Consider the following 18,107-nt stretch of genomic DNA (forward strand, 5'->3'; position numbering starts at 1 on the left):
CTCGATGTCTCGTACGAACCTGCTGTTTCCGCCGGTTCGTGCTATACCTCTATTCTCCCAGGTCACAGGGTCCCTGTCATCACCCATTAGGGTGGGAAAACACTCACGTTTCCCGCCGTTCACACACTGAACGTCTTGCGCCGCAGGACAACCTGGGGCCAGCGCCCGCGTCGTCCCTCATGTCCGCCGCCCGACCTCCACAAAAGACGCACCTCTTCGTCGCGGCGCGCTCGAACCCGCACCCCCGCGAACCTCGCCCCGGAGTCGAACCCGGATAAGGGCCCACCCGCGTCGCTGCCGCCCTTGGCGCAGAGCGACCATCCACCGACACCGTTCCCGCCGACGCCCCAAGCTCCATTCCCGGTCTCCCGAGGCGCGGGGACCGGCCCCTCCGGAGGCAGAGCGGCCTACCCCGCTACAACGGCCAGCGCCAGTCCATATCGCCCCAGCGAGTCGGTCCACCACCGCCGCGGCTCGAAGCCCGCGCCTTCGAGCTCGGCCCTGAGGCCCTCGGGCCGGAACTTCGCCGAGACCTCGGTCAACAGGTCCTCGCCGGCCTCGAAGCGCACGGCCAGGCCCAGGTCGGCGATCTTCACGGTCAGGTCGCGCACGGCGCGCAGTCGCATCTCGATCCATTCGCGCTCGGGGTTCCAGCGGGCCACGTGCGCGAAGTCGTCGAGGTCGAAGTCGGCCCGCAGGCGAGTGTTGAGGACCTTCAGGACGTTCTTGTTGAATGCGGCGGTCACTCCGGCGCGGTCGTCGTAGGCGGCCACCAGCGTCGCCTCGTCCTTGACGAGGTCCGCGCCCAGCAGCAGTGCGTCTCCGGGACCGAGCACGGCCCGCAGACCGGCGAGGAACCTGCGGCGCTGCTCGGGGAGGAGATTGCCGAGCGTCCCTCCGAGGAACGCGAGCAGTCGCGGCGCGGGGACGGCCGGGAGCCGCAGCTCGTGTTGGAAGTCGGCGACCTGGGCCCGGATGTCGAGCCTGGGGTAGTCGCGGGCGAGGCCGGCCGCGGCCGCTTCGAGGGCGCTGCGGCTGACGTCGACCGGCACGTATGCCTCGGGGCGGAGCGCGTTCAGCAGGACGCGGGTCTTCGCCGAGGACCCCGAGCCGAGCTCGATGAGGCTGCGGGCCTCGGTCTCGGCGATCTGCGGGGCTTGGACGGTGAGGATCTCGTGCTCGGCTCTGGTCGGGTAGTACTCGGGCAGCGCCGTGATCCGTTCGAACAGGCGGCTGCCCTCGGCGTCGTAGAACCATTTGGGCGGCAGCGATCTGCGCACCGCGCCGAGGCCCTCGGCGACGTCGGCGCGCAGCCGCCGTTCGAAGTGGTCCTCGGGCAGCCGGTCCTCGATGGCGTAGCCGCTCACTCGGCGTCTCGGGCCGTGCGGAAGCCGGCGAAGACCTGCCGCCGGATCGGGAGGTCCCAGTTGCGGAAGCTCCCGCGGACGGCGTCGGGGGCGGTGCCGAAGGAGCCGCCGCGCAGCACCTTGTACTTCCCGCCGAAGAACACCGCGGAGTGGCTCGGGTCGGGGTGCGCCCGGAATCCGGGGTAGGGGGCGAGGTCGCTCGCGGTCCACTCCCAGACGTCGCCGATCAGCTGTCCGGCGCCGCAGGGGGCCGTGCCGTCGGGGAAGGAGCCCGCCGGGGCCGGCTCGAGGTGCCGTTGCCCCAGGTTGGCGCGGTTCTCGTCGGCGTCCCCGTCGCCCCAGGGGTTGCGGCGCGTGCGGCCTGTGGCGGGGTCCCACCTGGCGGCCTTCTCCCATTCGGCTTCGGTGGGGAGCCGCCGCCCGGCCCAGCGGGCGTAGGCGTCGGCCTCGTACCAGCCGACGTGCATCACCGGCTGGTCGCCGGGCACCGGTTCGGTGCGTCCGAAGCGGCGTCTGGTCCACAGTCCGCCCTCCTTGCGCCAGAACAGGGGCGCCTGGAGCCGGCCTTCGAGCAGGTGCTTCCAGCCGTCGGCGTCCCACCAGCGCGGGTCCTCGTAGCCGCCGTCCTCGATGAATCGTTGGAAGTCGGCGCAGGTGACCGGCGAGGTGTCGATCCAGAAGGCCGTAACTTCGACCGGGTGCGCCGGTCGCTCGTCGTCCAGCGCCCATTCGTCGTCCGAGGCGCCCATGGTGAACGCTCCGCCTTCGACGAGGACCTCGGCGGCGGTCCCGGCGGGGGCGGGCTCGGGGTCTGGCGCGGTCAGGACGGCCTCGCCCGCCCGGAGCTGGTGGGTGGCGAGCATGGTCTCGGTGTGCTGGTGCTCGTGCTGGGCGACGAGCGCGATCAGCCGCCGTGCGTCCTCGTCGGGCTCGATCGAGTCGATCACGTCGACGGTCTGGGCGCGGACGGCGTCGATGTAGGCGCGTGCCTCGTCCGGTGCCGGCAGCGGCAGGTGCGGCCGTTCGCGGCGGGGGTGCTCGAAGGCGTCGTAGCGGTCGTCGAGCTCGGGCCGCATCGCCGGCCGGCCGGCGAGCCGGCGTCCGAGGTGGATCTCCTCGAAGTTGCCCACGTGCGCGAGGTGCCTCACCAGCGGGGGCATCAGCGGTGAGTGCTGGGCGGTGAGCTCGCCGTCGTCGAGGCAGTCGGTGAGGTGGCGGGTGCGGCGCCGCGCGGCGTCGAGGGAGTCCAGCGCGCGGGTCTTGAAGTCGGTCATGTCGGGATCTCCTGGTGTGCGGGGAGTTGGTCGTCGGCCGGGCAGCGGCCGCGTTCGACGTAGCGGTCGGCGAACTCGGCGAGCGCCACCCGCAGTGATTCGGGGACGTCGGTGCGGGCGAGGGCCTCGGTCGCGGCGGCGAAGCACGCCCGGGCGGCCTCGGCCAGGTCCGGTTCGTCGAGGCCGGTGCGGGCGGCGCGCAACCACGTCCGCCACGGTGGACGCGGCTCGCCGCCGGTGAGCGCCTCGGTGGCCTCCCAGGCGGCGACGGTGGCCTGGGGGTCGTCGAAGAGCATGGCGCACAGGGCGAGTGGGACGACCCAGTCGTGTTCGTTCTGCGCGTCGATCATGCGCAGTTCCAGCCAGCCGCGCGGGCGCACCGGCGGGAAGAGCGTGCCGAGGTGGTAGTCGAGGTCGTCGGCCGTGGGGTGGCGTTCGGCGCATTCGCCGCGCAGCCAGGCGCGGAAGGTCAGCTCGGGCGGGGCGTCCCAGGGTTCGTGCTCCTCGCGCCGGAGGCACAGCAGGCGGGCGTCCAGCGCGTAGCGGGCCCAGGCGTGGCGGGGGTCCTCGCCTTCGGGGACGGGTCGGGTGCGGCCGGGGTCGATGCGCGCCCAGATGGCCTGGCGCGTGGATTTCCAGCCGGTGGGGCGGTCCTTGAGCATGGGGGAGTTGGCGAAGGCGGCGATCAGGACGGGCCCGAGGCGGTGCGCCAGCTCCCAGCGGCGCCGGTAGCCCAGGACGCCGGACGGCTCGCCGGCGTCGAGGTTGACCTGCACCGAGGCGGTCGCGCACATGAGCGTCAGGCCCATGTCACCGTGGTCGTAGTACGAGCGCATGGCCCGGTAGCGCGGCTCGTCGAGTACCAGGACCGGGGGGCGGCAGGCGTCGAGGGCTCCGCCGTCGACGAGGAGGCCGCGATCGGCGAGCGCGCACTCTATGGCGACCATGTCGGCAGCGGTGTCGGCGACGCATGCGGCGAGGCTGTCGGCGGGGCGGGAGCTCAGCTCGAGCTGTCCGCCGGGCTCTCGGGTGATGCGGCCGCCGCCGGGGAGCGCGCCGTTCTCGGTCAGGTGGGCGACGGCTCGTTTCGAGCGTTCCCAGTCGAGGGGCGCGGCGCGGTCGTGGGGGCTGCGCAGCAGCCATTCGAGTTCGACGCCGATGCGGCGGGGCCTGCCGGTGAGGAAGCATCGCTCGCCGATGTAGTGCTCGGCCTCTTCCTCGGACATCCGAGTGTTCATGTCACCGCCCCCGTCTCTCCGCCGGTGTGACTGGTGTGTCGATATTCACGCTACGCGCCTGACGCGGTGAACTAGAGGAACTTTCCGGTTCGCTCAGTCGAACTGCAACGACGACACGGCGACCGCGAAGCCCTCGGCGTAGGTCGGGAACTGCGCGACCTGGTCGCGCAGGACGTCGACGGGGATCGCCGCCCGCACGGCGAGCGCGGCCTGGTGGATCCACTCGCCGGCGCACGGCGCCACGGCCCACGCGCCCAGCAGCACGCGCCGGTCGGCGTCGGCGACGAGCCCGACCGAGCCGCTCGGCTCGGACTCGTACGTCCACGGCCGCGCCAGGCGCTCGGCGAGGTCGACCTCGGCGGTGACGGTCCGGTGGCCGCGTTCGCGCGCCTGCGCCTCGGTCAGGCCGACGGCGGCCACCTCGGGGTCGGTGAACACCACTCGCGGGATGCCCTCGTATCGGGCCTCGCGCCGCTCGCCGAGGATGGCGTCGGCCGCGATGCGGCCCTGGTACTTCGCGACGTGCGTGAACGGCATCGCGCCGGTGACGTCGCCGACGGCCCAGACGCCTTCGGCGGCCCGGCACTGCCGGTCGACCTCGATCGGCTGCCCGGGCGGGGCGTCGACGCCGACGGTCTCCAGACCGAGCCCGTCGGTGCGGGGGCGGCGGCCCGAGGCGGCGATGACGACGTCGCAGCCGACGGTCGTGCCGTCGTCGAAGCTGACGACGCGGGCGTCGCCGTCGCGGTAGACCCATTTGATCTCGGTCTTGAGGTGGACCTTGACGCCCTCCTCGATGAGGCGGTCGGCCAGGAGCCGGCCGACGCGCGGGTCCTCGTGCGCGATGAGCGACTCGGCGAGCTCGATGACGGTGACGTCGGTGCCGAAGCGGCGCAGGAACTGGGCGATCTCGCAGCCGACCGGACCGCCGCCGATGACGACGGCGCGGCCGGGCAGCTCGGTGGTCGTGGTGGCCTCGCGGTTGGTCCACACCGCGGCCTCCTCGAGGCCCTCGATCGGCGGGATCATCGCCTCGGAGCCGGTGGCGACGACGATGTGGTCGCAGGTGAGCTCGCGCTCGCCGACGACGACCCTGCCGGGCCCGGCGAGGCGGGCGGGCCCGCGGACCACCGCCGCGCCGCGCGACTCGTAGTCGTCGCGCCGCTTGCGGTCGTCCAGGCCGCGGATCATCGTGTCGCGCCATTGAGCGGCCTCGGCCCAGTCGGCCTGTGCCGAGCGGGTGCCGGGCGTGCGGACGGCGCGATCGGCGACCTCGGCGGCGCGCAGCAGCGTCTTCGACGGGATGCAGGCCCAGTAGGCGCACTCGCCGCCGATGAGCTCCCGCTCCACGACGGCGACGCGCCTGCCCGCCTCCAGCAGCCGGGAGGCGGCGACCTCCCCGCCGGGCCCCATGCCGATCACGACCGCGTCGAAGTGCTCGCTCATGCCTCTCACCCGCCCCAACGAAAGCGCCAGTAGCCGGGCAGGTACCCCTGCGGCGGGGGACTAATCCCGGCGCTGGTCAGACCTCGGCGCGGACCGGCTCGGGGACGGGAGCGACCTTCGGCTCGGCGGCGGGTGCGCCCCGGCGGACCAGGACGGCCACCCAGGCGACGGCCAGCAGCAGGTAGGCGAGCATGACGACCTGCCAGGCGACCGAGAAGTTCCCGAGCAGGGTGCGCAGGTTGAGCGCCACGACGAGCATGCCGATGGTGGAGCCGAGCTTGGCGGTGGGGATCTTGCGGGTCAGCCAGGCCGCGAGCGGCGCGGCGATCATCCCGCCGACGGCCATGCCGACCACCAGCGGCCACAGCACCACCAGGCTCGAGGGCAGCGCGAACGCGAAGCCGACGACGGCCGCCGCGGAGGCGGCCACCTGCGCCGTGGAGACCGAGCCGACGACCTGGTGCGGGGCGAGGCGGGACGTGGAGAGCATGATCGGCATCGTCACCGGGCCCCAGCCCCCGCCGCCGACCGCGGCGAGGAAGCCGCCGACCAGTCCGGTGGGAACGGCGAAGGCGCCGTTGACCGGACCCGAGGTGACGATCCGGCCCTTGGCGAAGCGCCACACGATGGCCGCGCCCAACACGATGAGGATGCCGCTCGTGACCGGGGTGGCCGCGTCCAGATGCGTCAGCGACGCCAGCGCCCACGCGCCGGCGAAGCCGCCGAACGCACCGGGGACGCCGAGTTTCAAGGTCGTGGGCCAGTGGACGTTGCGGAACCGGTGGTGCGAGACGGCGCTGACCAGGCCGGTGCCGACCGTGGCGACGTTGACCGACGCCGAGGCCACCGCCGGGGCGATGCCGAGTCCCAGCAGGAACGTCATGGTGATGGTGCCGAAGCCCATGCCGAGGCTGCCGTCGACCAGCTGGGCGACGAAGCCCGCCGCTCCGGAGATGGTGGCCATGGTCAGCACGGAGAACTCCCTACGTTTCCTGCGTTCCGCATATAGTCCACTTATCTAGTAGGACTTGTCAACTACAGTCCACTGGACGGGATGCCCGGCTGCCGTATGGGAGGCGTAAGCCACGTGACCAGGGGCCAGAGGCGTGGCCCATGACCGGAGTCATAGCGTGACAGGGTAGTCCCTATGCAGAGGAGCATTCCATGGGTAAGAAAGTCACGGTCGTAGGCGCCGGATTCTACGGCTCCACCACCGCTCAGCGTCTCGCCGAGTACGACATCTTCGACGAGGTCGTCCTCACCGACATCGTCGAGGGCAAGCCCGAGGGCCTGGCGCTCGACATGAACCAGTCCCGCTCCATCGAGGGCTTCGAGACCAAGGTCGTCGGCACCACCACCGACAACGACGGCAACGGCTACGAGGCGACCGCGAACTCCGACATCATCGTCATCACCGCCGGCCTGCCCCGCAAGCCCGGCATGAGCCGCATGGACCTGCTCGAGGTCAACGCGAAGATCGTCCGCGGCGTCACCGAGAACCTCGTCGCCGTCTCGCCCGAGGCCGTCATCATCGTCGTGTCCAACCCGCTCGACGAGATGACCGCGCTCGCCCAGCTCGCCTCCGGCTTCCCCAAAAACCGCGTCCTCGGCCAGGCAGGCATGCTCGACACCGCCCGCTTCACCAACTTCGTCGCCGAGGAGCTCGATGTCTCCGTCGGCTCCGTCACCACCCTGACCCTCGGCTCCCACGGCGACACGATGGTGCCCGTGCCGAGCCAGTCCTCGGTCGACGGCAAGCCCCTGGCGGACCTGCTCCCCGCCGAGAAGATCGAGGAGCTCGTCACCAAGACCCGCAACGGCGGTGCCGAGATCGTCGCCCTGCTCAAGACCGGCTCGGCCTACTACGCCCCCTCGGCCGCCGCCGCCCGCATGGCCAGGGCCGTCGCCGAAGACTCCGGCGCCGTCATGCCCGTCTGCGCCTGGGTCGACGGCCAGTACGGCATCGAGGGCGTCTACCTCGGCGTCAACGCCAAGATCGGCGCCGAAGGCGTCAAGGAGATCGTCGAGACCCCCCTGACCGACGAGGAGCTGGCGAACCTGAAGCAGGCCGCCGAAGCCGTCCGCGCCAAGCAGGCCGACATCGCCGACCTGTGAGCGACCGGCCCGAGCCGACGGCGGTCCGGTATTGCACCGAGGCCGCTCCGCCATATCAGATGGGCGTCGTTTTCGGATGTCGCTAGGCTTACGGCCGTGACCGTCATGGACCAACGTCATACTCGAGCCCCCACGAGCGCCTGGAAGCCGTTTCTGGTCAAACGGCCGCGCTCGTGGGTGCTCGAGATCGCCATGATCGCGATCTTCGTCCTCTGGACCATCCCGCTGACATGGCCCAGCCCGCTGGTCCGCTTCGACACCTGGCTGCGCGACTTCTTCGGCGCCCACCGCCCCGACTGGGCCTTCGAACTGGTCGACCAGGTCAACAAGCTCGGACAGGGCGGCCTCCTCGGTGGTATCGCCCTCGGCCTCGCCACGCTCGTCGCCTGGCGCAGCCGCACCGCCCGACCGCTCGTGGCCTTCATGGCGACCTACTTCATGGCCGGTTCGGTCTTGATCTTCAAGTACCTCATCACTCCCCGGGTCTACCCTTACTGGCCCGAACGCGGCGACCCGCCGTATGCGGACGCCTCGCAAGCCACCGTCTTCACGAGCCTCGAACCGGACCACGCCTACCCCTCAGGCCACGTGTTCAACACGATCCTGTGGTACGGGTTCATCATCCTGCTCGTCGGCGCCGCGATCCGGCCCTGGCTGCGCCACCTGATGACGTTCGTGCCCCCAGTGCTCGTGACCTTCTCGACGACCTACCTGGGCTATCACTGGTTCAGCGACACCCCGGCGGGCATCTTCATCGGCGTCCTCATCTTGAGGATCGTGCAACGGATCCGCTGGGAGGCAATAGAACTGCCGGGTTGGCTCGAACCCGAGAAACGATATCTTTAGGACATGCCCGCTCAGTCTCCGCAAAACCGTCCACTCCAGCCCCTCCAGCGACGACTCGGGCTCCCCGCGGCGATCGTCATCGGACTCGCCTCCATGCTCGGCGCGGGCGTCTTCTCCGTCTGGGGCCCGGCGGCGAAAGCCGCCGGATCGGGCCCCGCCCTGCTGACCGCCCTCGCCGTCGCCGCGCTCATCGCCTACTGCAACGCCCGCTCCTCCGCCCGCCTCGCGGCGATGCACCCGCAGGCCGGCGGCGCCTACCTCTACGGCACCAAGCGACTCCACCCCGCCGCAGGATTCGCCGCCGGCTGGGGCTTCCTGGTCGGCAAGACCGCCTCGGCCGCCGCGATGGCCCTGACCTTCGGCAACTACCTGCTGCCCGACCACCCCAAGGCCCTCGGCCTCGCCGCGGTCGTCGTCTTGGGCGCCGTCAACCTCTTGGGCGTCAAGAAGACCGCCGCCGCCTCGGCCGTGTTCGCGAGCGTCACGATCGCCGTGCTGTGCGCGGTGGTCATCACCGGGCTCACCGGACCGGTGGCCGCCCAGGAACTCGGCGACGCCCGCCCGTGGGGCGTGCTCACCGCCGCCGGTTTCATCTTCTTCGCCTTCGCCGGGTACGCGCGCATCGCCACGCTCGGCGAGGAGGTGAAGCGTCCGGAGTGGACGATCCCGCGGGCGATCCCGATCGCCCTGGGCATCACGCTGGTGGTCTACGCCGCCGTCGCCGTCACGGCCCTGAGCGTCCTCGGCCCGGGGACGCTCGCCGGATCCCGCGCGCCCCTGTCCGACCTGGCGAGCGCCGGCGCGCCGGCGCTGGAACCGCTGGTGGCCATCGGTGCGGGCATCGCCGTCGCGGGCGTTCTCTTGAGCCTCTTGGCCGGTATCGGGCGCACCGCGCTGGCGATGGCCCGCGACCGGCGCCTGCCCGTCGGACTCGCGGCCGTCTCCGAACGCTTCGGCGTCCCCTGGGCCGCCGAGCTCGCCGCCGGCGCGCTCGTGCTCGTCATCGTCGCGACGCTCGACCTGGCCGGCGCGATCGGCTTCTCCAGCTTCTGCGTCCTGGTCTACTACGCGGTGGCCAACGGTTCGGCGATCACGCTCGACAGGCGTCTGCCGTTGCCGTGGATCGGCCTCGCCGGATGCCTGCTCGTCGCCGCGAGCCTGCCGACCGCCTCGGTCCTCGGCGGCCTGGCCGTCTTCGCGGCGGGCGCGATCTGGTATGCCTGCACCCGTCGCCCCGCCCGCACCGCCGGCTCGTGAGGGCGGAGCCCTCCCGAGCCGTGCTCAGCGGGCGCGTCTGCGGTGATCGCGGGCGGCCCGCAGACGGCGGATGACCGCCGGCTGCTCGGCGACCGCGGCCGGGTGATCGATCAGCCGCGCCAGATGCTGGTAGTACTGCTCGGGCGTCAGCTCGAGCTCGTCGGCGATCGCCTGCGTCTTCGCGCCCGAGGCTCGCCACCACCGGGCCTCGAACGAGAGGATGCGCTGCTCGAGTCCGGTGAGCTTCGCCTCCGGCTCGCGCGGGGCCCGCGAGGGGCCCACCGGCGGCTCCGCGGCGACCCGGACGGCGCCGCCCGCCGGTTGCGGTCCGCGCGGCACGGGGACGAACTCGTCCCGCGCCGATCGCGCGCGCGCTGAGGAATGGGCCGGGGTACTGCCGGAAGGCATGATCGCTCCTAACTCGACGGGACTGCTCATTCGATCCAATCGATGAGGTCCGCGACCGAATCCTTCACGTGATTCGGCCGGAAGGGGTACTTCTCGACTTCTTCCATAGTGTCAGTGACCCCCGACAGAACGAGGACCGTCTCGAGCCCGGCCTCCAGACCGGACAGCACGTCGGTGTCCATGCGGTCGCCGATCATGATCGTCGACTCCGAGTGCGCCTCGATGCGGCGCAAGGCGTTGCGCATCATCAACGGATTGGGTTTACCCACGAAGTACGGCTCCGAACCGGTGGCCTGGGAGATCATGGCCGCCACGGCGCCGGTGGCGGGCATGATGCCCTCCAGCGAAGGCCCTGTGGCGTCCGGGTTGGTGGCGATGAAGCGCGCGCCGTTCTTGATGAGCCGCACCGCGGTCGTGATCGCACCGAAGTCGTAGCGGCGCGTCTCCCCGAGCACGACGTAGTCCGGCCGGTAGTCGGTGAGCACGTAGTTGATCTCGTGCAGCGCGGTGGTGAGACCCGCCTCACCGATGACGTAGGCCGAGCCGGACGGGCGCTGCGAGTGCAGGAAGTCCGCGGTGGCCATGGCCGAGGTGTAGATGGACTCCTGGGGAACGGTCAGCCCCGAGTTCTTCAGTCGGACATGGAGGTCGCGCGCGGTGTAGATGGAGTTGTTGGTGAGCACGAGGAACCGCTTCCCCGCCGTCTGCAGCTTCTCGATCAGTTTGTTGGCCCCCGGGACGGGGACCCCCTCGTGGACGAGCACGCCGTCCATGTCCGAGAGCCACGAATCGAACGGTCCAGGTGTAGTCATGACCCACATATTGCCATCGTGAGATCGAATCGGCGAACGGCGGACGTAAAGTAAGGGCCGTGGATACGGCACTGACCGCCGTGCTCGTCATCGCATCCGGGGCACTGGCGGGCGTTTTCGGCTACTGGACGATCCGAACTGGGAGGAACCGATGAGCGAGCGCGAGGTACCGGCGGAGTTCGCCTCGACCTACGAGCAGGTCGAGGCCTATCCGTTCGAGGAGACCGCCGACCTGCGCAGCGGGCCGAACCTGCACGACGACCTCTTGCCGCTGCTGCCGCTGGTCGGGCTCTGGCGCGGGCGCGGTCAGGGCGGTTATCCCGACCAGGAGGACTTCATGTACGCCCAGGAGATGCGCTTCACGCACGACGGGCGGCCGTTCCTGCGCTACGAGGCCCGTTCGTGGATCGTCGACCTGGACTCCAAGCCGGTCCGGCCGGCGGCCCAGGAGACGGGCTGGTGGCGCGTGGTCCAAGGCGCCGACCCCAAGCGCCCCGAGGTCGAGGTCCTGCTGGCGCACCCGACCGGCATTCTCGACCTGTACTACGGGCACGTGGACGGCACGAAGATCGAGCTCGCGACCGACGCGGTGGTGCGCAGTCCCCAGGCCAAAGAGGTCACGGCCGCGAAGCGGCTGTACGGCATCGTGGAAGGCGCCCTGATGTACGCGGTGGAGATGGCCGCGGAGGGCAAGCCGCTGAGCCCGCACCTCTCGGCCCGCCTCGACCGAGTCGAAGGCTGACTTCAGGCGACCGGCGCCCTGGCGCCTTCGGGCGCCGCTTCGGCGACCGCGCTGTACCGCATCAAGCCTGCTGGATGTCCGAGGTGCGGTGCTTGGCGCGCTCCTTCGCCAGCCGAGACCGGTCTTGGGAATCGATCACGCGGAGCAGACGGTCGAAATCGGCGCGGTCGCAGGCCCACCGAACCACGGCCAGCTTTGCCCGACCGTCGGCACCGATCCGCCTGAGCTTGCCATCCTCCGCGAACAACAGCTCTTCGCTCGGAGCGCCGAAGGTCGCACGCGCGCGGCGAGTGCCGACCCAGTGAATCCAGAGCGTCTTGGCCCTCACATCGTAGGTGCGGCATGGCGTTGAAGTCATCCTGACACCCCAGACGACGAGCAGTATGCCGATGCCCCACATGCCTTGCAGGTCCCACTGCTCGGTGACGATCGAGACAATGCTGACCGGCACCAAAGCCGCTCCGCTGACGATGGAGACGACACAGGCTGCGGTCCGGTACCGGACCTCGATGATTCGGGAACTCACTTGTACTCCGGGGCAGTGCTCGAGGGGACCGGAGGACCGTACCAAGGCCCGAAGACCCGAAGCGGTCAGAAGTCGCCGGGCCAGAGGTCGGCCGCTTCCTCCTCCTCCTTCTTCTCCTTCTGCGGCACGAGCATCGCGGGGTTCGCGGCCTGGAGCACCACCGGTGGTTCGCCGTCATCGGCCGCCAGGACCAGGTCCAGGATGCGGATGCTTCCCGTCTTGTCCAGCGGCTCATTGCCGTTGCCGCACTTCGGGGACTGGATGCAGCTCGGGCACCCCGCCTTGCACTCGCACGCCGCGATCGCGTCCCTCGTCGCCCCCAGCCAGTCCGTCCACTTGCGGAACGCCTGCTCGGCGAAGCCCGCGCCGCCCGGATGGCCGTCGTAGACGAACACCGTCGGCAGCTCGGTGTCCGGGTGCGCCGCCGTCGACAGCCCGCCGATGTCCCACCGGTCGCAGGTGGCGACCAACGGCAGCAGCCCGATCGAGGCGTGCTCGGCCGCGTGCAGCGAACCGGGCAGGTCGCCGACGCCCGGCAGCGCCTCCGGCTCCACCGTCCACCACACCGCCACGGTCCGCAGTGTCTGGGGCGGCAGGTCGAGCAGCTGGGTGTCGAGCACCTCACCGGTAGGGACGCGCCTGCGCTGGTACGAGATGACCGCCGTCGTCACCTCGACCTCGCCGAGGCACATCGTCACCTCGCCCATCTCGCGGCACTCGCGCGTGCTCAGGATCTCCAGGTGCGTGATCTCCTGCGCGCTGGTCGTCCACGGCGGCTTCGCCGCGTGCACCAGCGCGACACCGTCGTCCAAGTCGAGCTCGTCGACCAGATAGGACTCGCCTTGGTGCAGGTAGAGCGCGCCGCGGTGCACCAGGCGGTGCGAGGCCGCGGCGTCCACCGTGCCGATCAGGCGGCCGGTGCTGGCCTCGGCGATGTCGATGCCCATCGGCCCCGATCCGCGCAGTGAGACCTCGGGCCGCTCAGCGCCCACCCAGTAGTAGCGGCCGCCGGGCCTGCGGCGCATCAGCTTCTGCTCGCACAACTGCTCGGCCACGTCGCGGCTGCCGGGAATCGAGTCGAGGTCGGCGTCCCGCAGCGGCAGCTCCTCCGCCGCGAGGCACAGGTGCCCGGCCAGGACGTACGGGTTCGACGGGTCGCACACGCTCGCCTCCACCGGCCGGTCGAAGATGGCCTCCGGGTGGTGCACGAGATAGGTGTCCAGCGGGTCGTCCTTGGCGAGCATGATCGCCAGCGCCTCGGTCTCGCCGCGCCCGGCGCGTCCAATCTGCTGCCAGAACGAGGCGAGCCGCCCCGGGTAGCCGCACAGGAGCACCGCGTCGAGGCCGGTGACGTCGATGCCGAGTTCGAGGGCGTTCGTCGTCGCCACCCCGAGCAGCCGTCCTTCCCGCAGCTCGGCTTCGAGGTCACGGCGGTGCTCCCGGAGGTAGCCGGCCCGGTAGGCCGCGATCCGGTCCGCGGCCGGGTCGGCGCCCAGCCGGGACTTCGCCTCCGCCGCGACGATCTCCGCGCCGCGCCTGGACGGCACGAACGCGAGCGTGCGGATGCCGCGCTGGGTGAGCTGCGCGAGCATCCGGGCGGTCTCGCTCAATGTGGAGGCCTTCTGCGGCTCGCCCTCGAGCTCGAAGGTCTCGGGTTCCCACAGGGCGATGTTCGCGCCCGGCGACGGCGAGGAGTCGACCGTGACCTGCACGGCCGGCCTCCCGGTGAGCGTCGACAGCGCCGCGGCGGGGTCGGCGGCCGTCGCCGAGGCCGCGATGACCGTCGGCGAGGCGCCGTAGTGCTCGGCCAGGCGCAGCAGCCGGCGCAGGGTGAGCGCGACGTGCGCGCCGAACACGCCTCGGTAGATGTGGCACTCGTCGACGACGACGTACTTGAGGTCCTTCAGCAGCGACCGCCACATCCGGTGCCTCGGCAGCATCGAGTGGTGGACCAGGTCCGGATTGGAGAAGACGAGGTTCGCGAACCGCTGGGCCCACTTGCGGTGCTCGTACGGGGTGTCGCCGTCGACGATCGCGGGGAGCAGCCCCGGCACGTCGAACTCGCCGACGGCGCGGGCCTGGTCGGCCGCGAGCGCCTTCGTGGGGGCGAGGTAGAGGCTCCGCCCCTCGGTGCCGTTCGCGGCCTCGGTCAGGACCGGCAGGAGGTACGCCAGGCTCTTGCCCGAGGCGGTGCCGGTGGCCACGACGACGTCGCGGCCCTCGTGCGCGTGCGTCGCGGCCTCGGCCTGGTGCGGCCACGGCCGCACGATGCCGCCGTCGGCGAGCGTGTCGCGAATCTCGTCGGGGACCCATGCGGGCCAGTCGGTGTGCGCGGACCGGCGCGGCGGGACGCGCCGCAGGTGGCGCAGCCCTTCCTCTCGGCGAAGGCTGCGAGCCGCGAATTCGCCTGGTCCGGCGCTGAGCGCGCTGATGAGCTGGTCCGATGACACGGGGTCAATGATGCCGCAGCGATCCGACAAGCGCCTCCTTCGGCGAGGTGGGCGGGCGGTCACTCGGAGGGACGCTCCCGACACGCTCCCACTGTGGAAGCAGTACGCTATGCCCTAGGACACATCCAAGCCTTGGGAGAGCGCGTGAGAGGAACATCCAGTGACGGAGCGCCCGAGCCTGAACTGGGACTGAGCCTGTCCACGGTCGGCGCCTACTCCGTCATCTCCGTGACCGGGGAAATCGACATGTACACCGCGCCGAAACTGCGCGAGGCCGTCCGGCAGCTCGCCGCGGAGGGCCGGATGCGCGTCGCGATCGATCTGACGCCGACCGAGTTCTGCGATTCGACCGGTCTGGGGGTGCTCATCGGCGCACGCCGTCGGCTCAGTGACGCCGGCGGAGCGCTGGTGGTGGTGTGCGCGAACCCACGCATCAGGAAGCTCCTCGACCTGACCGGCCTGGACAAGGTGCTCGATGTCCGGGAAGCGGTGCCCAGCGAGTGAACGCCGCCAGACACGACCACCGCGCGGAACCGGCGACGGTGCGGTTCGCCTTCACGCCCGCCGCCGCCTACGTCCGCGCCGCCCGACTCGTGGCCGCCGACGTCGCCTCGCACGCCGGGGTGGCCACCGGCCTGCTCGACGAGGTCCGCCAGGCCGTCGGCGAGGCCTGCACGCGAGCGGTCCTCAGGCATCGCGACAGCCAGATCGACGATCTTGTGCGCATAGAATTTTCGATCGGTGATCGTTTCGTTGCAAAAATCACCGATAACGCGCGCGATCTGCGCGCACAGTCCGAGACTCGCCTCGCGCCCTCGCATGACCGCCCCGGCGCGCGCGCGAACGATCACGATGCGCTCGAAGAGGACACCCTCTCGGAGGAGATCACCCTCATCGTCCTCGGAGGACTGGTCGAAGACCTGGTCGTGACCGGTCCCGACGGCGAGAAGGGCACCACCGTCTCCATGAGCTGGCCGCTGCCCGGCGGCTCCCAGTCCACCGAGCATTGAGTCCGCTCACCGCAAGAGACCCCCGGTGACCGACCCCGCGCGCAACGAGCTCGCATCGTTACACTCCGCTCGTCAAAGCAGCCGCGCCACCGCGCATCGACGCCTCACCGTGTCGAGCGAGGGGGCGCGGTCCTGAGCGCCGCCGCATCCCATCGCGAACGGCCTCGACGAATCCGCACGCGCGCGAGTCGCGCGGCCATTCCTATGGAGGAACAACATGCATACGTTGCTCGCCAATGGCGACGAGAACGTAGGCCAGCTCACGAGCTCAAATGTGAGCCTCGTGGTGGTGGCCGCCGTGCTCGCGCTGGTGGCGCTGGGCTCCGCTGCCGCCCTCGTCAAGGGCATCCTGGGCGCGGGGACCGGCACTGAAAAGATGCGCGAGATCGCCGGGGCGGTCCAGGAGGGGGCCTCGGCCTACCTGCGCCGCCAGTTCCGCACGCTCGGGATCTTCGTGGTCATCGCCGTGGTGCTGCTGTTCCTGCTGCCGGCAGAGGGAGGCACGGACGTCCGCATCGGACGCAGCCTCTTCTTCGTCGTCGGAGCCGCGTTCAGCGCCTTCATCGGCTGGGCCGGCATGAGCCTGGCGACGCGGGCCAACGTGCGCGTCGCCGCGGCGGCGCGCGACGGCAAGCCCATCGGCGCGATGCACCTGGCCTTCCGCACCGGCGGCGTGGTCGGCTTCCTGACCATCGGCCTCGGTCTGCTGGGCGCGGCCATCGTCGTCTTCACCTACCGGGGCGACGCCCCGGTGGTCCTTGAGGGCTTCGGCTTCGGCGCCGCCCTGCTGGCCATGTTCATGCGCGTCGGCGGCGGCATCTTCACCAAGGCCGCCGACGTCGGCGCCGACCTCGTCGGCAAGGTCGAGCAGGGCATCCCCGAAGACGACCCGCGCAACCCCGCCACCATCGCCGACAACGTCGGCGACAACGTGGGCGACTGCGCCGGCATGGCCGCGGACCTGTTCGAGTCCTACGCCGTCGTGCTCGTCGCGAGCCTCATCCTCGGCCGCGCCGCCTTCGGCGAGACCGGCCTGATCCTGCCGCTGCTGGTCGCCTCGGTCGGCATCGTCTGCGCCCTCATCGGCGTCGTCATCACCCGCATGCGCGCCTCCGACGCCTCCGGGCTCACCGCGATCAACCGCGCGTTCTACATCTCGGCGGTGATCGGCGCGGGCCTCACGGCCGTCGCCGTGTTCCTCTACGTCCCGGCCGACTGGGCCGAGCTGGGCACCGACATCGACGCCTCCGCGATCCCGGTCAGCCCGCAGGGCCTGGCCATCATCGCGGTCGTCATCGGCATCGCGCTCGCCGCGGCCATCATGACACTGACCGGCTACTACACCGACACGCGCTACAAGCCGACCCGCGAGGTCTCGGCCTCGACGCGCACCGGCGCGGCCACCAACATCCTCTCGGGCTTCTCGCTCGGCCTGGAGTCGGCGGTCTACTCGGCGCTGCTCATCGCCGCCGCGGTCTTCGGCGCCTACCTGCTCGGCGGGGGCGTGCTCCTGGTGAGCCTGTTCGCCGTCGCGCTCGCCGGCTGCGGCCTGCTGACCACCGTCGGCGTCATCGTCGCGATGGACACCTTCGGACCCATCAGCGACAACGCGCAGGGCATCGCGGAGATGAGCGGCGATGTCGACGGCGACGCCGCCCAGACGCTCACCGACCTCGACGCGGTCGGCAACACCACCAAGGCCATCACCAAGGGCATCGCGATCGCCACGGCCGTGCTGGCCGCGACCGCGCTGTTCGGCTCGTACACCGACGCCGTGGCGTCCGAGGGCCTGGCCGGCGCCGCGCTGTTCGAGGCGCTCAGCATCGCCAACCCGGCGAACATCGTCGGCTTCATCATCGGCGCCGCCGTGGTGTTCCTGTTCTCCGGTCTGGCCATCAACGCGGTGGCCCGCTCGGCGGGCGCGGTGGTCCAGGAGGTCCGCGACCAGTTCGCGCGCTTCCCGGGCATCATGACCGGCGAGCAGCGTCCCGAGTACGGCCGCGTGGTCGACATCTGCACCCGCGACGCCCAGCGCGAGCTGGCGACGCCGGGCCTGCTGGCCATCACCGCTCCGGTCGCCGTCGGCTTCGGCCTCGGCGTCGGACCGCTCGCCGCGTACCTGGCCGGCGCGATCGCCTGCGGCGTGCTCATGGCGATCATGCTGGCGAACTCGGGCGGCGCCTGGGACAACGCGAAGAAGGACGTCGAGGACGGCGCCCACGGCGGCAAGGGCTCCGAGGCCCACAGCGCGGCCGTCATCGGCGACACGGTCGGCGACCCGTTCAAGGACACCGCCGGCCCGGCCATCAACCCGCTGCTCAAGGTCATGAACCTCGTCGCCCTCATCATCGCCCCGGCCGTCGTGGTCGCGACGGTGGGCGACGACGCGAACGTCGCGATGCGGTGGACCGTCGCGGGCGCGGCCGTGCTCGTCCTCATCGGCGCGATCCTGCTCTCCAAGCGCCGCTCGGCCGTGGTCGAGGCGGGCGACGACCGCTCCCCAAAAGAGCGTGAGGCCGTAGAAGTCAGGTAGCGAATCCGTTCGAAACCAGCGTGTGGCCCCGGCCGTCAGGCCCGGGCCACACGCATACTCTGGGGACGGACTCGGCAAGCGTG

16 protein-coding genes are annotated in these 18,107 nt (G+C 71.1%); 7 read left to right on the forward strand and 9 right to left on the reverse strand.

Translation table 11 applies throughout. The features are described 5' to 3' along the window. Positions 1–407 precede the first annotated feature (407 nt). From egtD to ACYVK3_RS07660, 5 genes are all read right to left on the reverse strand, one after another. Positions 408–1,367, reverse strand: a complete 960-nt coding sequence (egtD, locus tag ACYVK3_RS07640; RefSeq protein ID WP_460496687.1) for an L-histidine N(alpha)-methyltransferase — start codon at positions 1,365–1,367, stop codon at positions 408–410. Next, positions 1,364–2,641, reverse strand: coding sequence for an ergothioneine biosynthesis protein EgtB (egtB, locus tag ACYVK3_RS07645; protein ID WP_460496688.1), 1,278 nt, complete (start codon positions 2,639–2,641; stop codon positions 1,364–1,366). Before egtB ends, egtD begins: the two co-directional genes overlap by 4 nt. Next, entirely contained in the window at positions 2,638–3,879 is a 1,242-nt protein-coding gene (gene egtA / locus ACYVK3_RS07650; RefSeq protein ID WP_460496689.1) for an ergothioneine biosynthesis glutamate--cysteine ligase EgtA, read from the reverse strand. Before egtA ends, egtB begins: the two co-directional genes overlap by 4 nt. Positions 3,880–3,972: 93 nt before the next feature. Further along, positions 3,973–5,325: a dihydrolipoyl dehydrogenase family protein gene (locus ACYVK3_RS07655; protein WP_460496690.1), complete on the reverse strand. Its 1,353-nt coding sequence runs from the start codon at positions 5,323–5,325 to the stop codon at positions 3,973–3,975. A 76-nt stretch (positions 5,326–5,401) separates the two neighbouring features. Further along, positions 5,402–6,289, reverse strand: a complete 888-nt coding sequence (locus tag ACYVK3_RS07660) for a sulfite exporter TauE/SafE family protein (RefSeq protein WP_460496979.1) — start codon at positions 6,287–6,289, stop codon at positions 5,402–5,404. Between the two features lie 200 nt (positions 6,290–6,489). On the opposite strand from ACYVK3_RS07660, the gene mdh reads away from it, so the two are divergent. The 3 genes from mdh to ACYVK3_RS07675 all read left to right on the forward strand — a co-directional run bounded on the left by mdh (position 6,490) and on the right by ACYVK3_RS07675 (position 9,543). Beyond that, on the forward strand, positions 6,490–7,440 hold the full coding sequence (mdh, locus tag ACYVK3_RS07665; protein ID WP_460496691.1) for a malate dehydrogenase: 951 nt from the start codon (positions 6,490–6,492) through the stop codon (positions 7,438–7,440). A 105-nt stretch (positions 7,441–7,545) separates the two neighbouring features. Beyond that, positions 7,546–8,286, forward strand: a complete 741-nt coding sequence (locus tag ACYVK3_RS07670) for a phosphatase PAP2 family protein (RefSeq protein WP_460496980.1) — start codon at positions 7,546–7,548, stop codon at positions 8,284–8,286. Positions 8,287–8,289: 3 nt separating this feature from the next. After that, positions 8,290–9,543, forward strand: coding sequence for an APC family permease (locus ACYVK3_RS07675; RefSeq protein ID WP_460496692.1), 1,254 nt, complete (start codon positions 8,290–8,292; stop codon positions 9,541–9,543). Between the two features lie 24 nt (positions 9,544–9,567). Here the strand turns inward: ACYVK3_RS07675 and ACYVK3_RS07680 are convergent, their stop codons facing one another. Together ACYVK3_RS07680 and ACYVK3_RS07685 are read right to left on the reverse strand one after the other, a co-directional pair. After that, positions 9,568–9,951 carry a DUF3263 domain-containing protein gene (locus ACYVK3_RS07680; protein ID WP_460496693.1) on the reverse strand — a complete coding sequence of 128 codons (384 nt, stop codon included), beginning with the start codon at positions 9,949–9,951 and terminating at the stop codon, positions 9,568–9,570. Between the two features lie 26 nt (positions 9,952–9,977). Next, the gene (locus ACYVK3_RS07685) at positions 9,978–10,772 is read right to left on the reverse strand and encodes an HAD-IIA family hydrolase (RefSeq protein WP_460496694.1); all 795 of its coding nucleotides are present in this window, start codon (positions 10,770–10,772) and stop codon (positions 9,978–9,980) included. Between the two features lie 142 nt (positions 10,773–10,914). On the opposite strand from ACYVK3_RS07685, the gene ACYVK3_RS07690 reads away from it, so the two are divergent. Continuing rightward, the gene (locus tag ACYVK3_RS07690) at positions 10,915–11,505 is read left to right on the forward strand and encodes a heme-binding beta-barrel domain-containing protein (protein WP_460496695.1); all 591 of its coding nucleotides are present in this window, start codon (positions 10,915–10,917) and stop codon (positions 11,503–11,505) included. Positions 11,506–11,566: 61 nt separating this feature from the next. Here the strand turns inward: ACYVK3_RS07690 and ACYVK3_RS07695 are convergent, their stop codons facing one another. Beyond that, positions 11,567–12,031 (reverse strand): hypothetical protein, encoded by a 465-nt coding sequence (locus tag ACYVK3_RS07695; RefSeq protein WP_460496696.1) that lies wholly within the window; start codon positions 12,029–12,031, stop codon positions 11,567–11,569. Between the two features lie 65 nt (positions 12,032–12,096). After that, a complete protein-coding gene (locus ACYVK3_RS07700; protein ID WP_460496981.1) occupies positions 12,097–14,490 on the reverse strand; it encodes a DEAD/DEAH box helicase in 2,394 nt (797 codons plus the stop codon). 135 nt (positions 14,491–14,625) lie between these two features. On the opposite strand from ACYVK3_RS07700, the gene ACYVK3_RS07705 reads away from it, so the two are divergent. The 3 genes from ACYVK3_RS07705 (at position 14,626) to ACYVK3_RS07715 (ending at position 18,024) form a co-directional block, all read left to right on the forward strand. Continuing rightward, positions 14,626–14,985, forward strand: a complete 360-nt coding sequence (locus ACYVK3_RS07705; protein WP_460496697.1) for an STAS domain-containing protein — start codon at positions 14,626–14,628, stop codon at positions 14,983–14,985. Next, on the forward strand, positions 14,982–15,491 hold the full coding sequence (locus ACYVK3_RS07710; RefSeq protein ID WP_460496698.1) for an ATP-binding protein: 510 nt from the start codon (positions 14,982–14,984) through the stop codon (positions 15,489–15,491). The genes ACYVK3_RS07705 and ACYVK3_RS07710 overlap by 4 nt, the downstream gene beginning before the upstream one ends. Positions 15,492–15,708: 217 nt before the next feature. Further along, entirely contained in the window at positions 15,709–18,024 is a 2,316-nt protein-coding gene (locus ACYVK3_RS07715; protein ID WP_460496699.1) for a proton/sodium-translocating pyrophosphatase, read from the forward strand. Positions 18,025–18,107 lie beyond the last annotated feature (83 nt).

The sequence above is a fragment of the Glycomyces tarimensis genome (genome assembly GCF_054776215.1).

Bases quoted from the DNA above. Each gene is read 5' to 3' on its own strand.
- egtB (WP_460496688.1), bottom strand. From the start codon at position 2,641: ATGACCGACTTCAAGACCCGCGCGCTGGACTCCCTCGACGCCGCGCGG.
- egtA (WP_460496689.1), bottom strand. From the start codon at position 3,879: ATGAACACTCGGATGTCCGAGGAAGAGGCCGAGCACTACATCGGCGAG.
- ACYVK3_RS07655 (WP_460496690.1), bottom strand. From the start codon at position 5,325: ATGAGCGAGCACTTCGACGCGGTCGTGATCGGCATGGGGCCCGGCGGG.
- ACYVK3_RS07660 (WP_460496979.1), bottom strand. From the start codon at position 6,289: ATGGCCACCATCTCCGGAGCGGCGGGCTTCGTCGCCCAGCTGGTCGAC.
- mdh (WP_460496691.1), top strand. From the start codon at position 6,490: ATGGGTAAGAAAGTCACGGTCGTAGGCGCCGGATTCTACGGCTCCACC.
- ACYVK3_RS07670 (WP_460496980.1), top strand. From the start codon at position 7,546: ATGGACCAACGTCATACTCGAGCCCCCACGAGCGCCTGGAAGCCGTTT.
- ACYVK3_RS07675 (WP_460496692.1), top strand. From the start codon at position 8,290: ATGCCCGCTCAGTCTCCGCAAAACCGTCCACTCCAGCCCCTCCAGCGA.
- ACYVK3_RS07680 (WP_460496693.1), bottom strand. From the start codon at position 9,951: ATGCCTTCCGGCAGTACCCCGGCCCATTCCTCAGCGCGCGCGCGATCG.
- ACYVK3_RS07685 (WP_460496694.1), bottom strand. From the start codon at position 10,772: ATGTGGGTCATGACTACACCTGGACCGTTCGATTCGTGGCTCTCGGAC.
- ACYVK3_RS07690 (WP_460496695.1), top strand. From the start codon at position 10,915: ATGAGCGAGCGCGAGGTACCGGCGGAGTTCGCCTCGACCTACGAGCAG.
- ACYVK3_RS07715 (WP_460496699.1), top strand. From the start codon at position 15,709: ATGCATACGTTGCTCGCCAATGGCGACGAGAACGTAGGCCAGCTCACG.